Origin of the sequence: Variovorax sp. EL159, assembly GCF_900100965.1 — a bacterium.
Classification (GTDB): Bacteria; Pseudomonadota; Gammaproteobacteria; order Burkholderiales; family Burkholderiaceae_C; genus Variovorax.
Window position 1 is genome coordinate 358,887 of the sequence record NZ_FMUJ01000003.1, and the last position, 14,884, is coordinate 373,770.

12 protein-coding genes are annotated in these 14,884 nt (G+C 67.0%); 8 read left to right on the forward strand and 4 right to left on the reverse strand.

All coding sequences use genetic code 11. The features are described from left to right. Positions 1-24: 24 nt before the first annotated feature. The gene (locus BLQ28_RS13715; RefSeq protein WP_093240060.1) at positions 25-900 is read right to left on the reverse strand and encodes a YbgC/FadM family acyl-CoA thioesterase; all 876 of its coding nucleotides are present in this window, start codon (positions 898-900) and stop codon (positions 25-27) included. Next, on the reverse strand, positions 897-1,862 hold the full coding sequence (locus BLQ28_RS13720; RefSeq protein WP_093240063.1) for an alpha/beta hydrolase: 966 nt from the start codon (positions 1,860-1,862) through the stop codon (positions 897-899). The genes BLQ28_RS13715 and BLQ28_RS13720 overlap by 4 nt, the downstream gene beginning before the upstream one ends. 146 nt (positions 1,863-2,008) lie before the next feature. Here BLQ28_RS13720 and BLQ28_RS13725 point away from each other — a divergent pair, with 146 nt between their 5' ends. From BLQ28_RS13725 to BLQ28_RS13735, 3 genes are all read left to right on the forward strand, one after another. Continuing rightward, a complete protein-coding gene (locus tag BLQ28_RS13725) occupies positions 2,009-3,145 on the forward strand; it encodes an iron-containing alcohol dehydrogenase (RefSeq protein WP_093240065.1) in 1,137 nt (378 codons plus the stop codon). 631 nt (positions 3,146-3,776) lie between these two features. Then, complete coding sequence (locus BLQ28_RS13730) at positions 3,777-5,546, forward strand: S10 family serine carboxypeptidase-like protein (RefSeq protein ID WP_093240068.1); 1,770 nt, start codon at positions 3,777-3,779, stop codon at positions 5,544-5,546. A 14-nt stretch (positions 5,547-5,560) separates the two neighbouring features. After that, entirely contained in the window at positions 5,561-5,974 is a 414-nt protein-coding gene (locus BLQ28_RS13735; RefSeq protein WP_176801114.1) for a hypothetical protein, read from the forward strand. A gap of 133 nt (positions 5,975-6,107) precedes the next feature. On the opposite strand, the gene BLQ28_RS13740 is transcribed toward BLQ28_RS13735, so the two are convergent. Beyond that, the gene (locus BLQ28_RS13740; RefSeq protein ID WP_093241646.1) at positions 6,108-7,517 is read right to left on the reverse strand and encodes a sensor histidine kinase; all 1,410 of its coding nucleotides are present in this window, start codon (positions 7,515-7,517) and stop codon (positions 6,108-6,110) included. Next, complete coding sequence (locus tag BLQ28_RS13745) at positions 7,510-8,196, reverse strand: response regulator transcription factor (RefSeq protein ID WP_093240071.1); 687 nt, start codon at positions 8,194-8,196, stop codon at positions 7,510-7,512. The genes BLQ28_RS13740 and BLQ28_RS13745 overlap by 8 nt, the downstream gene beginning before the upstream one ends. Positions 8,197-8,378: 182 nt before the next feature. On the opposite strand from BLQ28_RS13745, the gene BLQ28_RS13750 reads away from it, so the two are divergent. Genes BLQ28_RS13750 through BLQ28_RS13770 form a run of 5 tightly spaced genes read left to right on the forward strand, consistent with a single transcriptional unit; the run spans position 8,379 to position 14,868 of the window. Next, complete coding sequence (locus BLQ28_RS13750; RefSeq protein ID WP_093241648.1) at positions 8,379-9,530, forward strand: efflux RND transporter periplasmic adaptor subunit; 1,152 nt, start codon at positions 8,379-8,381, stop codon at positions 9,528-9,530. Then, the gene (locus BLQ28_RS13755; protein WP_093240073.1) at positions 9,523-12,618 is read left to right on the forward strand and encodes an efflux RND transporter permease subunit; all 3,096 of its coding nucleotides are present in this window, start codon (positions 9,523-9,525) and stop codon (positions 12,616-12,618) included. The genes BLQ28_RS13750 and BLQ28_RS13755 overlap by 8 nt, the downstream gene beginning before the upstream one ends. 20 nt (positions 12,619-12,638) lie before the next feature. Continuing rightward, on the forward strand, positions 12,639-14,171 hold the full coding sequence (locus BLQ28_RS13760) for an efflux transporter outer membrane subunit (protein ID WP_093240076.1): 1,533 nt from the start codon (positions 12,639-12,641) through the stop codon (positions 14,169-14,171). Further along, positions 14,168-14,539, forward strand: coding sequence for a RidA family protein (locus BLQ28_RS13765; RefSeq protein WP_093240079.1), 372 nt, complete (start codon positions 14,168-14,170; stop codon positions 14,537-14,539). The genes BLQ28_RS13760 and BLQ28_RS13765 overlap by 4 nt, the downstream gene beginning before the upstream one ends. Next, on the forward strand, positions 14,536-14,868 hold the full coding sequence (locus tag BLQ28_RS13770) for a hypothetical protein (RefSeq protein ID WP_093240081.1): 333 nt from the start codon (positions 14,536-14,538) through the stop codon (positions 14,866-14,868). The genes BLQ28_RS13765 and BLQ28_RS13770 overlap by 4 nt, the downstream gene beginning before the upstream one ends. The last annotated feature ends 16 nt before the right edge of the window (positions 14,869-14,884 follow it).

Sequence of the window (14,884 nt, forward strand, 5' to 3'; positions counted from 1 at the left end):
AGAAGAAAGAAACAAGCCGCCGCTTCAGCGCAGCGTGCGGCGCATCTCGATGTGCGGAATGCCGGCTTCGTCGAAGCCGTCGCCGTGCGGCAGATAGCCCAGCCGAGCGTAGAAGCGCTCGGCGCTGCGCTGTGCATTCAGCGCCACTTCGCGGTCGCCGCGGGCCCGGGCCGCGTCTTCGAGCACCTTCATCACGGCCGCGCCGTGCCCGCCACTGCGCAGGTTGCGGTGCACCGCCATGCGGCCGATGTGCGAGACACCGTCTTCGGCGGGCAGCAGGCGGCCGGTGGCAATGACCTGCCCGAGCCGGTTGCGCGCCACCGCATGCAGCACGACCGCATCGTGTTCGTCCCACTCCAGTTCCTTGGGAATGTTCTGCTCTTCGATGAACACCGCGCGACGCAGGGCGCTCGCGCCTTCGCCCAGCGCGTCCCAGCCGCCCGTCTCGACGGTGCGCATCGGCTCGCCGGCCTCGAAGCCCGTGAGCGCATCGCGCAAGGCGGCCGGCACCGGCTTGGAGGTCTGGGTGGCCGGATCGGCGAACACATAGACCAGCTCGCAACCGACCAGGAACTGGTCTTGCCGGAACAGCCCGCCCTCGAAGGTCATCGACGAATTGCCGATGCGCGCACAGCGCATGCCCACGTCGATCACGTCGTCCATGCGCGCCGACCCACGGAAATCGATGGTCGCCTTGCGCACGTACAGGTCGCCGTCCAGCGACTGCATTGCCTCTTCGTAGGGCAGCGCCATCGCACGCCAGTAGTCCGAGATGGCCGTGTCGAAGTACATCAGGTAGTGGGCGTTGAAGACGATCTTCTGCATGTCGACTTCGGCCCAGCGCACGCGCAGGCGATGAAAGAAACGGAAATCCTTGCGTTGAGGTGTGGTGTCGGTCATGGGTTCAGTGCTTCCTTGAGTGCCTGGGCCGCGTCGTTCTGCGCCTGCAGCGCTTCGGGGATCGCGCGGCCCATCTTGATGAATTCGTGGATCACGCCGCGGTAGATTTCGAGGTCGACCTGTACGCCCGCGGCGCGCAGCTTGTCGGCGTAGGCGATGCCTTCGTCCACCACCGGATCGCATTCGGCCAGGCCGATCCAGGCCGGTGCCACGCCGTCGACGTCATCGGCCTGCAGTGGCGCGAAGCGCCAGTCGTCGCGGTCGGCCGACGTGCGCACGTACTGGGCGAAGAAGAAATCGATCATCGCCTTCGTCAGCAGCGGACCATTGGCGTGACGCAGGTGCGAGGCAGTGTCCTGGTGCGCGGCGGTGCCGGGGTAGATCAGCATCTGCAGCGCCAGCGGCAGGCCGGCGTCGCGCGCAAGGATCGCGCATACGGCCGCCAGGGTGCCGCCGGCGCTGTCGCCGCCCACCGCCAGCCGGCGCGGATCGAGCCCAAGGCTTGCGCCTTCCTTCGCGATGAACTGGAAGGCGTCCCACGCATCGTTCGATGCGGTCGGAAACTTGAACGCGGGTGCGAGCCGGTAGTCGACCGACACCACCGCACAGCCGCTCTTCTGGCTCAGCACGCGGCACAGCGTGTCGTGCGTGCGGATGTTGCCAACCGTGAAGCCGCCGCCATGAAAGTAGATCAGCACCGGCAGCACCGCCGACGACGGCGCATAGAGCCGTGCAGGCATCGCGAAGCCGTCGCGCGCGGCGATGCTGAAGTCTTCGACGCGCGCCAGCTCGGGCTTGGGCACTTCGAGCACGCCCGCGCCCTTTTCATAAGAGGCCTTGGCCTCGTCGGGCGTGAGCTGCTCGAGCGTGGGATGGCCGGCGCGCGCCATGCGCTCGACCACGCTCGCCATCTTCGCGGTGAGCGGTGGTTGCGCCGGTGTCGTAGGAGGGTTCATCGTCATGGAAACTGAAAAGGCATCCGCACCGCCGCAGCGGCCCGCCGTGTGCCGGGCGCGACAGCGGCAAGGGTTTTGTTCATGTGCAGGACGGCCCCTGCTTGTTAGATTTGGGTGGTCGGCAATCGTACTGCCCCACACACTCCACCCTCATGGCCCTCATCCAATACCTCACCCAGATCCAGTTCGAATTCGGCGCCATCAAGCTCCTGTCGAGCGAATGCGCCCGCATCGGCATCAATCGCCCGCTGATCGTGACCGACGCGGGTGTGCGTGCGGCCGGCGTGCTGCAAAAGGCGCTCGATGCCATCGCCGACCTCGAGGTCTCGGTGTTCGACCAGACCCCCTCCAACCCGACCGAGGCGGCCGTGCGCGCCGCCGTCGAGCTGTACCGCAGCGGCCGCTGCGACGGGCTCATCGCCGTGGGCGGCGGCTCCGCCATCGACTGCGCCAAGGGCGTGGCCATCGCGGCCACGCACGAAGGGCCGCTCAAGACCTACGCCACCATCGAAGGCGGCTCGCCCAGGATCACCGAACGCGCGGTGCCGCTGATCGCCGTGCCCACCACCAGCGGCACCGGCAGCGAAGTGGCACGCGGTGCCATCGTCATCGTCGACGACCACCGCAAGCTTGGCTTCCATAGCTGGTTCCTGATGCCCAAGGCCGCCATCTGCGACCCCGAACTCACCCTCGGCCTGCCGCCCCGGCTCACGGCCGCGACCGGCATGGACGCCATCGCGCATTGCATGGAAACCTTCATGTCGGCTGCCTTCAATCCGCCCGCTGACGGCATCGGACTGGATGGGCTGGAGCGCGCCTGGGGCCACATCGAACGCGCCACCAAGGACGGCAGCGACCGCGAGGCGCGCTTGAACCTCATGAGCGCGTCGATGCAAGGCGCCATGGCCTTCCAGAAGGGCCTGGGCTGCGTGCATTCGCTGAGCCACAGCCTGGGCGGCGTCGATCCGCGCCTGCACCACGGCACGCTCAACGCCCTCTTCCTGCCCGCCGTGATCCACTTCAACGCGGGCGCGGAATCGGTGCAGAAAGAACAGCGCCTGCAGCGCATGGCGCAGGCCATGCACCTCGATTCGGCCGGCGACCTCGGCGATGCCATCCGCGACATGAACGCGCGCCTGGGCCTGCCCAAGGGCCTGGCCGAAGTGGGCGTGACGCCCGCGCTGTTCGAGCAGATCATCGACGGCGCCATGGCCGACCACTGCCACAAGACCAATCCGCGGCTGGCCTCGCGCGACGACTACAGGGCGATGCTCGAAGCGTCGATGTAGGCACTGAACAAAGCCAGGCGGGCGCTGCAACGGCGTCCGCAGACCGACCTCCCGGTCTCGATCGGGCCCCGCAACGCGGATCGCCCGACACAAATCCCAACGCTTTTCCTTTCCCCTCTCGGTCGACGCTGCACAGTCACGCGCGGCATTTGCATTTCTTTTGAATCAATTCAAGTCAGCTGACAGTCAGGTGGCAAAAAATAAATTCGCCTGCCAAATAATTAATTCACCGATTAAAGTCCTGAAATAAAAAGAATGCATTTCCCCATGGTGTAAGAGATATTAATTAAACGTCATCTCGGACGAAATTAAAAACAACGTTCCATTTCCTGGAATTTTCCTTTAATGCTTGCATAGTATTTTTCGAGAAGCTGATTCAAAAACATTCATTTTCTGATTTTTGAAAACCAACGGCTCTGCCGTTCAATTCAGATTCGGCGAGCGTTTTTTGAATTCTCAGCGCAGAGGGAAGACTGAAAGATCATCGAATTTCGGTGCTTGCACAACGAGCACCGAAACGAACCGGGGCGCGCGTCCGTTCGCAGTCGGATGGCATTGCGCGACCTGGCTCGAAGGCGAACGGCGCCCACCAGCTTGCCGTTCTTTTTTTGACCTCTCGGAGATCGCATCCATGCATCGCAGAACTTTGAGTCGAGCCGTCTTCACGGCTTTTGCAGCGGCCGCCCTGGCGGCGTGCGGCGGCGGGGGCGACAGCGCCTCGTCATTCGCGCCGGTTTCAAGCGCACCCGCGTCCAAGGAAGCCGCAGACGCACCCGCGCCGAACGCCAGCAATCCGCCGGCCAACGTGGCCGTGGTGGACAAGGTTCTGGACGATCCCAACACCTACAACACGACGCGGACCGGTTCGATCGCGCTGTCGTCGATCAACGAGGACACCTCCCTCAAGCAGCACACGATCACCATCGACGGCCAGGCCCTGAACTACGTGGCGCGCGCGGGGCATCTGGTGGCCTACAAAGGTGTCGGCGCCACAAAGAAGGCCGAGGCGGCCATCTTCTACACCTCGTACACGCGGGACGACCTGCCCAAGCAAGACCGCCCCGTGACCTTCCTGTGGAACGGCGGCCCCGGCTCCGCCTCGATCTGGCTGCACATGGGCTCATGGGGCCCGAAGCGGCTGAAGTCGGACGCGCCCAACATGCCAGACCCCACGAAGCAGCCCGCGAGCTTCCCGTTCGAGGACAACGCGATCTCGCTGCTCGACAAGTCGGACATCGTCTTCGTCGATCCGCCCGGCACTGGGCTTTCGACGGCCATCTCGCCCTTGAAGAACGCGGACCTCTGGGGAACCGACATCGATGCCCAGGTGGTCGCCGACTTCATCGTCGCCTACACCAACAAGTTCAACCGGCAGAGCTCGCCCAAGTACCTGTATGGCGAGTCGTACGGCGGCATTCGCACCCCCATCGTCGCCAACCTGCTGGAGCAGGCCGGCACCAGCGGCTATGTGCCCGACCCATCGGGCAAGCCGGCGAAGGTACTGGCCGGGTTCATCCTCAATTCGCCGCTGGTCAACTACAACTCCAACTGCGACATGATGGACGAGCAGTCTTCCTGCGAGGGCTACATCCCCTCGTATGCAATGACGGCGGACTATTTCGGGAAATCCACCAAGCGCGGAACCAAAACCCAGGATCAATACCTTGCCGAATTGCGCACGCTCGCGAAAACGACGTACGGAAATACGCTGACCACGTATTTCGGCCCGAGCGACTACAGCGTCCCCAAGAGTCAGAGCCAATGGAACGCCTTCACCGCCAGCACGGCCGGCCAGACGGTGCTCAACCAGATGGCGGCCTACACCGGGATTTCCGCGGCGACCTGGAAAGGCAGTTTCAACTACGGCCCCGGCAGCTTCCGGACGGCACTGGTTGCGGGCAATACGCTCGGCCGCTACGACGCGCGGATGAAGGTTCCCAATGGCAACAGCTTTGCGGCCGACGATTACATCAACGTCGCATTCCTGAACCAGCTCAAGACCTATTTCCCCGATTTCGTGAATTACAAGAACAAGACGGCCTACCAGCCGCTGAACAACCAGACGATCCAGTACTGGAAATGGCAGCGCGCCGGCAGCAACGACTTCTACCCGCAGAGCATCACCGACATCCAGGCGGTGCTGACCGCCAACCCCGACAGCAAGATGCTGATCCTGCACGGCTATGAAGACGTGGCGACGCCGGGCTTCCAGACCGAACTCGACCTGGAAAGCGTGAACCTGGGAAGCCGGATCCCGGTCAAATGGTTCGAAGGCGGCCACATGATCTACAACACCGAGGCATCGCGGGCGCCGCTCAAGCAGACGCTCAACGACTACTACGCCCTGCCGGCCCAGGACGCACTGGACAACGCCAGTGCTTCGGCCGCTCAACTCCAGTAAACAAAAGGCTCACCATGAAAAACACATCTTTCTGGTTGACCGCCAGCGCCATCGCCACCATCGTCCCGTTGATGGGCATGAGCACCGCACACGCCTACGACGACATGCCCAGGCCGCCGCCGCCGCCCAAGGGCTGGGTCCATCCGCCGAAGCCGACCGAAGACTCCGTGTCGCAGCATGTCGAGACCCAGACCCGCGAGCGCTTCGCCGCTGCCGCGGGGGGCGACGTCAACGGCATCCTGTCCCAGCAGCAGGCCAAGGCGGCAGGCTGGGGTTTCGTGAGCGACCATTTCAGCGAAATCGACCAGTCCGGCAGCGGCTATGTCCGGCTCGACGATGTGCTGCGCTTCCAGTCGCAACGCACGCCGCAGCGGGTCATGCGCATGAAGGCCGCGGCCAAGGCGAGTAGTCAGACCGACGGCAAGTAAGGGCAGAGCGAGGAGCTCGCGCAGGCGAAATGCGCGGGTTCCTCGGTGACAGGCACGCCGCGTGGAACGGCACGACGAGCACCTCGCGGCACTCGCCGCGAACGGTTTTTATCTTCCTGAATGCGCTGGGGCATCAATGCGCCAACGGCAACCGCATGTCGAAGCGCGCTCCGCCACCGCTTTCATTCGCCGCCTCGATGCGCCCCCCGTGCCCATGCACCACGGCCTGCGACAGCGCGAGCCCAAGCCCGAGTCCGGGCGTCTTCTCATCCGATCGCGCCACGGCCCCGCGATAGAAGCGCTCGAACAGATGCGGCAGGTCGTCACTGCGGATGCCGGGGCCGCGGTCCGACACGCTGAGCACGGCCTCGTTGGCTTCTGCATCGGCCCGCAGGCTCACGCGCACGGTGGTGTCGGGTGGCGAGAACTTGAGCGCGTTGTCGAGCAGGTTCGCCAGCGCCAGGCTGGCCGCGCCGCGCGCCACCCGCGCGGCCACGGGCGGTGCGGGTTCGAGCAGGAGCGTCAAGCGCCGCTCGCGCGCCATCGGCTCCAGCCGGCGCACCGCTTCCTCGGCCAGCACATTGAGCGACACCGTCTCGGCCGCATCGCGTTCCTGGCCGGCATCGAGCCGGGCCAGCACCAGCAGCTCTTCGACCAGCAGCGTGAGCGACTCGACCTCTTCGAGCGAGGAATGCAGCGTCTCTACATAGGCGGCCGGGTCGCGCGGGCGCCGCAGGGCCAGTTCGAGTTCGGTGCGCAGCCGCGACAGCGGCGAGCGCAGCTCGTGCGAGGCATCGGAGGTGAAGCGGCGCTGCGCCTCCATGCCGTTCTCGATCCGTCCCAGCATGTCGTTGAGCGTGTCGACCAATCGCCCGATCTCATCGTTCGTGCCCGGATGCGGCAGGCGCTCGCCCAGGTTCGCGTCGCCGATGCGGTGGGCCTGCTGCACCACGTCGTTGATGGCGCCGAAGGCCCGCCGCGTGATCAACGCGCCCGCCGCGCCCAGCGCCAGCAGCAGCGCGCCACCCAGGATCAGGAAGAGCACGCTGGCCATGGCGACGGTGCGGTTCACGTCGTCCAGCGAGCCGGCCACCTGCACCGCCAGCAACGAAGGCCGACCCGGCACGGGCACCGAGACCATGCGGGTCGGCTCCTCGCCGAAGCCGTTGAGCGTTTCGAACACGGTCTCGCCGGCCGCGAGCCGGTTGCGCAGCACTTCGGGAATGGGCAGTTGCGCCTCGCCGAGGTTGGAGCTGCGCGCCAGCACCCGGCCATCGGTATCGACGATCTGCACCAGACGGTCGAGCCGCACGAACGAAGGCGCGCCGGGGCCGGGCGGCGCCTCGTGCACGATCACCGTGTCGCCGGACCCGGCGGACAGCAGCATGCCCATCTCGGTTTCGGCCAGCGCCAGCAGGGCCGCGTCGAGTTCGCGGTGCACGTTGCGCGAGAACACGAGGTACGAGCCGAAGGCGGCAATCGCCATCACGACCACGATCACGCTGACATGCGCCAGCGCCAGCCGCCTGCGAAAACTAAGCATGGGCATCGTCGGCCTGCGCCAGCCGGAAGCCGCGCCCACGCACGGTCTGGATCAGCGGCGCGGCCGGCGGCGCATCGACCTTGCGGCGCAGGTTGCCGATGTGCACGTCGATCAGGTTGTCGATGGCGATGAGGTCGTCTTTCCAGACCTGCTCGGCCAGCCGCGAGCGGCTCACCACCTCGCCGGCATGGCGCAGCAGGATCTGCAAAATCGCGAATTCCTTGTGGGTCAGCTCCAGCACCGTGCCGCCGCGCACCACGCGCTGGCTCAACGGGTCGAGGCTCAGGTCGGCCACGGCCAGCACCACCGGCCGCATGATTTCGGAGCGGCGCAGCAAGGCGCGCACGCGCGCCAGCAGTTCGTCGAAGGCAAAGGGCTTGGTCAGGTAGTCGTCGGCGCCGCTGTTCAGGCCGGTCACGCGGTCGGCCAGGGCGTCGCGGGCGGTGAGCATCAGCACCGGCGTCTTGCAACCGCGCTGGCGCAGGTCGCGGCACAGCGTGAGGCCGTCTTTGCCGGGCAGCATCCAATCGAGCACGATCAGGTCATAGGCAATGACGAAGGCTTCCTCGTCGCCCTCCTCTGCCGTGTGCACGACGTCGACGACAAAGCCTTCTTCCTGCAGGCCCCGGGCCAGCAGGCGCGCGGCCTTGCGGTCGTCTTCGATCAGCAGGATTCTCATGGGGGTGGATCATGCCGCTCCTTCCTGACGGCAAGCCCCGATCCTGAAGAAAACTTCAGGATTTCTTGGGATGTTCTTCAGTCGCGTCTTCGTATTCTCGATCCGGGGCGACGGGGCGGGTCAAGGGCATGGGAAGGCGTCCCGTGCGCGGCGCGTCCGGCTCCAACGGACGCCGCATCGCGATGAAAAAATCCCTCTACCAAATAACGCCGGCCCGCTTGGTCTTCGGCGTGCTGACCTGCGCGGCCCTGTGCGTCGACTCTTTCGGCGACGGTGCCCATGCCGCCACCGCCGTGGCCGCGGCGCCCGCACCGATGGTGGTGCGCCAGGGCAACCGCCTGACCATTCCCGCCGGCTCGCCGCTGCGCGACCGCCTGCTGGTCGCCACCGTCGGCGCCGAAGCCTCGCCGCATGAAGTCAGCCTGCCCGCCACGGTGGAAGCCAATCCGGCCAACACCGTCAACATCCTGCCGCCGCTGACGGGCAAGCTGATCGAGTTGAAGGTGCGCCTGGGCGACACGGTCAAGCGCGGCCAGGTGCTGGCCACGATCACCTCGCCCGACCTGGCACAGGCCGTGGCCGATGCCCAGAAGGCCCGCGACGCCCTCGACCTGGCGCAGCGCGCGCTGGTGCGGGCACGCGGCGTCAACGAAACGGGCTCCAACGCGACCAAGGACGTGGAAGCAGCCCAGAGCAGCGTCGCGCAGCAGGCGGCTGAGCTTCGCCGCAGCGAAACGCGGCTGCGCAGCCTCGGCGCCGATGGCTCCGGCACGCAGGCCGGGCAGTCGCTGAAGATCGTCGCCCCCACCTCGGGCACGATCACCGCCCTGAACGGGGCCGTAGGCGCCAACCTGAACGACCCGAATGCGGTGCTGATGACGGTGTCGAACCTCGACTCGGTCTGGGTCACGGTCAACGTGCCCGAGAGCGTGGTGGGCGCCGTTGCGCCGGGGCAGAACGCGGTGGTCACGCTGGCCGCCTACCCGGGCCGCAGCTTCACCGGCAAGGTCGGCTTCGTGAGCGCGGTGCTCGACGCGGACACGCGCCGCGCCCGCGCGCGCATCGTCTTTGCCAACCCCGAAGGCCTGTTCAAGCCCAACATGTACGCGACGGCCGTGCTCGGCGTGCCACAGGCGCAGCAGCCGCAGGTGCCGGCATCGGCGCTGCTGATGAACAACGACAGCGTGAGCGTGTTCGTCGAGGCCGAGCCCTGGACATTCGTGCGGCGCATGGTCGAACTGGGCCGCGAAGACGGCGACCGGGTCCGCATCCGCAGCGGCCTGGCCGCGGGCGAGCGCGTGGTGGTGCGTGGCGGTGTGCTGCTGAATGATTAATCTCATCATCACCCAGTTCTTTCGCCGCAGGCACCTGGCCTGGGCGATGTCGATCGCGCTGGTGCTGTTCGGCGCCTGGTCGTGGACGCAGATGACGGTCGAGGCCTATCCGGACCTGGGCGACGTCACGGTGCAGGTCACGACGCAAGTCAACGGCCTGGCCGCCGAAGAGATCGAGCAGCAGATCACCACACCGCTGGAGCGTGCGCTGAGCAACACGCCCGGGCTGGCCTCGATCCGTTCGAGCAGCACCTTCGGGCTGTCGCTCATCAACCTGAACTTCAAGGACGGCACCGACGACTACTTCGCGCGCCAGCGCGTGACCGAGCGCATCGGGCAGGTCAGCCTGCCTTCGGGCGCGCAGCCGGGCCTGGGGCCGGTCGCAGGGCCGGCCGGCGAGATCTACCGCTACACGCTGGAGTCGGACACCAAGAACCTGATGGAGCTGTCGGAGATCCAGCGCTGGAAGGTGATTCCCGCGCTCAAGCAGGTCGCGGGCGTGGTGGACATCAACAACTTCGGCGGCTTCACCAAGGAGTTTCAGCTCGAACTCGACCCGGCCCGCATGCAGAAATACGGACTGGTGCTGAACGACGTGGTCACGGCCATCAACAACAACAGCGCCAACGCGGGCGGCGGGCGCATCGCGCGCGGCGACCAGAGCTACGTGGTGCGCGGCATCGGCCAGATCCACACACTGGACGACCTGGGCACGGTGGTGGTCACGCAAAGCAGCGGCTCGCCGGTGCTGGTGCGCGACCTGGGCCGGCTGCAGTTCGGCCACCAGGAGCGCGGCGGCATCCTGGGCAAGGACACGAACCCCGACACCATCGAGGGCATCGTGCTGATGCTCAAGTACGAGAACCCCTCGCGCGTGCTCGAAGGCGTGCACAAGAAGATCGACGAGCTGCAGGCGCAGCTGGCGCCCATGGGCGTGAAGATCGTGCCCTACATCGACCGCGACGACCTGGTGAAGCTCACGGTCGACAAGGTCACGCACACGGTGCTGGAAGGCATGGCGCTGGTGTGCTTCGTGCTCATTCTTTTCCTGGGCAGCCCGCGCAGCGCGGTGGTGGCGGCGGTGGCGATTCCGATGTCGCTGGTCACGGTGTTCATCGTGATGCACTTCACCCGCATGCCGGCCAACCTGTTCTCGCTGGGCGCGATCGACTTCGGCATCATCGTGGACGGCGCCATCGTGGTGATGGAAGCCATCCTGCGGCGGCGCGAGGAAGAACCCAACGCCACGCTGACCGAGGGCAACATCCTCGAGACCGTGAGCCATGTGTCGGGGCCGATCTTCTTCGCCACGCTGATCATCATCACGGCGTACTTTCCGCTCTTTGCTTTCGAGCGCGCGGAGGGCAAGCTCTTCAAGCCGATGGCCTTCACCGTGGGCTATGCGCTGGTCGGTGCGCTGCTGTGCGCGCTGACGCTCATTCCCAGCCTGGCCTACGTGGCGCTGCGCAAGCCCAGCAAGCCGTTCGTCAACAAGCCGCTGGTGTGGCTTACCGGTGCCTACCGGCGCGTGCTGAGCCACCTGCTGAACGTGCCCGCCATTGCCTATGGCCTGAGCGCGCTGGCGCTGGCGGCCGTACTGGTGCTGGGCGCCACCGCGGGGCGCGAGTTCCTGCCCGACATCGACGAAGGCGCGCTCTGGCTGCAGGTGCAGTTGCCTTCGGGCCTGTCGCTGGACAAGGCCAGCGAGATGGCGACCGAAATGCGCCACGTGCTGCTCGAATATCCCGAGGTGTCTTACGTGGTGACCCAGCTCGGGCGCAACGACGACGGCACCGACCCGTGGACGCCCTCGCACATGGAAGTGCCCGTGGGCCTGAAGCCCTACGACGAGTGGCCGGCCGGTGTGAACAAGGCGGCCTTCGTGCGCACGCTGACCGAGCGCTTCGCAAAGATGCCGGGCTTCGACGTGGGCATCAGCCAGCCGATCATCGACGGCGTGAACGACGCGGTGGGCGGCGCGCACAGCCCGCTGGTGCTGCGCATCTACGGCGACGACCTGAAGGAAAGCCGCCGCATCGGCAACCAGATCGTCGAGCTGCTGGGCACGGTGCGCGGCACGGCCTCGGCCTCGCTGTTCCAGGAGCCGCCGATTCCGCAGGTGGTGATCCAGCTGAACCGCGAGGCGGCGGCACGCTTCGGCGTCAACGCAAATGACGTGGCCAACCTGATCCAGACCGGCATCGGCGGCGCGCCGGTGATCACCGTGTACGCCGGCAACCGCACCTACAACGTGTCGGTGAAGCTGCCCAAGAGCGCCAAGGGCAACACCGAGGCCATCGGCGCGCTGCTGCTGAACAGCTCGAGCGGCGCCAAGGTGCCGCTGTCGCAGGTGGCCGACGTGCGGCTGCAGACCGGCGAAAGCACCATCTCGCACGAGATGAACGAGCGCCAGATCACCGTGCGCGTGGACAACCGCGACCGCGACCTGGCCTCGTACCTGGTCGAGGCGCAGGAGCGCATCGGCAAGGAGGTCAAGTTCGACACCACGAAGTTCCGCCTGCAGTGGGCCGGCCAGTTCGAGAACCAGCAGCGGGCGCAGGCGCGCCTGGCGGTGTCGCTCGCGGTCGTGGTGTCGATCATGGCGGTGCTGCTGTTCTTCCAGTTCGGCAAGATCCGGCAGGTGGTGCTGATCCTGGGCGTGGTGCCGATGGCCATGCTGGGCGGGCTGATTGCCGTGCACGTGGCGGGCGAAACGCTCAACGTGGCCACGGCGGTGGGCTTCATCGCGCTCTTCGGGGTGTCGATACAGAACGGGATCATCATGGTCGCCAACTTCCGGCGCGTGCGCGGCGAAGGGCTGGAGCTGCAGGCTTCGGTGCTCGAAGGCGCGGCCGAGCGGCTGCGGCCGGTGCTGATGACGGCGACCGTCGCGTCCATCGGCATGCTGCCGGCGGCGCTGGCCACCGGTGTCGGCACCGACGTGCAACGCGGGCTGGCGACGGTGGTGGTCGGCGGGCTGGTGGTGTCCACGCTGCTGACGCTGTTCATCCTGCCGACGCTGTACTTCGCGCTGGAGCGCTTCTTCGAGCGCAAGGGCTGGGGCAACCGCCCGCGCCGCGACCGCTAATGACAAGGCCCATCCATCCCATGACAACGAGAAGCTTCGTGCCCGGCGCCGCAGCGACGGCCGCAGCCGGCATTGCATTGCTGCTGGGCGGCTGCGCCGTCGGCCCCGACTACGTGCGCCCGCCGCTGGCCCTGCCCGCGCAGTACACCGCCGCGCCCCCGACCACCCAGCAGGCCGAAGGCGTGCCGCTGGCGCGCCTGTCGCCCGACCTCGACGTGCCCGCACAGTGGTGGCAGGCCTTCCGCTCCGAGCCGCTGAATGCACTGGTCACGCAGAGCCTGGCCGGCAATCCGACCATCGAGGCGGCCGATGCCGCGCTGCGCGTGGCGCGCGAGAACGAGGCCGCCAACCAGGCCGCGTTCTGGCCGACCGTGGCGCTGAACTACTCGCCCACGCGGCAGCGCGTGGCAAGCACCGTGGCGAGCCCGGTGTCGTCCAACGCCAACCTGTACACGCTGCACACGGCGCAGGTGACGGTGTCGTACACGCCCGACGTGTTCGGCGCCACGCGCCGGCAGGTCGAGGGCGCGCAGGCACAGACCGAGCAGCAGCGCTTTCAGGCATTGGCCGCGCGGCTATCGCTGAGCAGCAACGTGGTGGCGGCCGCCATCACCGAAGCCTCGCTGCGCGCGCAGCAGCGCGCCACGCTGGCGATCATCGATGGCCAGAAAGAGATGTTGCAGGCCTTCCGCAAGCAGCAGGCCCTGGGCCAGGTGGCGCTGGCCGACGTCGATACGCAAGAAGCCTCTCTGGCCGCCACCGAGGCCACGCTGCCGCCAATCGACAAGCAACTCGCGCAGCAGCGCAACCTGCTCGCCACGCTGGCCGGCCGCTACCCCAGCGAGGGCGTGACGGCGCATTTCGAGTTGGATGCGCTCCAGTTGCCGAACGAACTGCCGCTGACGCTGCCGTCCACTTTGGTCGAGCATCGCCCCGATGTGCGCGCGGCCGAGGCGCAGCTACAGGCCGCCAGCGCCGGCATCGGCGTGGCCGTCGCGGCGCGCCTGCCCAACGTGACGCTGGGCGTGAACGCCTACGGTTCATCGGCCTACACGCTGTCGGATCTGTTCAAGTCGTCGTCGCTGTTCTGGACGATTGCCGGCAGCGTGACACAACCGCTGTTCGACGGCGGCGCGCTCAAGCACCGCGAAGCGGCCGCCCGCGCCTCGTTCGACCAGGCTGCGGCGCAGTACCGCGCCACCGTGCTGGCCGCGTTCCAGGACGTGGCCAACACGCTCGAAGCCATCGACGCCGACACCCGCGCGCTGCAGGCCGCCATCAAGGCCGAGCGCACCGCGTCGCAGAGCCTTGCCCGCACCCGAAAGCAGGTGCAACTGGGCGATGCCAGCGCGCTGTCGTTGCGGCTGGCGCAGCAGGCCCAGCAGCAGGCGCTGTTGAACCTCGTGCAGGCGCGCGCGCTCCGGCTGACCGACGCGGCCGCCCTCTTCCAGGCCCTCGGCGGCGGCTGGTGGAATGCGCCGCCGGACGGCGTGGCCGCTGTTTCTGCTTCACACTCATCCATCGCAACTGCATCGAAGTCCACATCGCCATGAACATCATTCGCCACGAGATGGGACCACGCTTCAGCGAGATGGTGGTCGTCGACCTCGGCACGGCACGCCTGCTCTACCTGTCGGGCCAGGTGGCCGAGAACCCCTCGCTCGACATCACGGGCCAGATGCGCGAGATCCTGCACCACATCGACAGCATGCTCGCCACCCAGGGCGCCACCAAGAAAGACCTGGTGAGCGTGACCATCTACCTGCGCACCGTGGGCGACTACGCCGCGATGAACTCGGTGTGGGACGAATGGGTGCCCGTGGGCCACACGCCGGCGCGCGCCACGGTCGGCGCCAAGCTGATCGACTCCGAGTACCGCATCGAGATCCAGGCCACGGCCGCGATCGGGCCGGCACCATGATCTCCAAGGGGCGCGTTGCCATGCTCTGGGCGCTGGCGCTCGGTGGCTGCACGGCCCTCGACGCGCATTCCTTCGATCACGCGGAGGGCTGGCGCGCAGCGCAGGTCGTGAGCGTGGGGCAAGCGGGCGATCTGGCCGGCACGGCAGATCGCGATTGCGGCGCGGACGGTGGCGCCACGGCGCGCTACGCCGTCGTGCGCTATCGCAACGGCGGCGTGCACACGCGCTCGCTGGGCACGGGGCGCTGGCCTGCGGGGAGCGAGCCGAAGGTGGGCGATGCGGTGCACGTGAACATCCTTGATTGCACCGCGCCGCTGGCGCTGCGCTGAAACCGGCCGCAAGGCC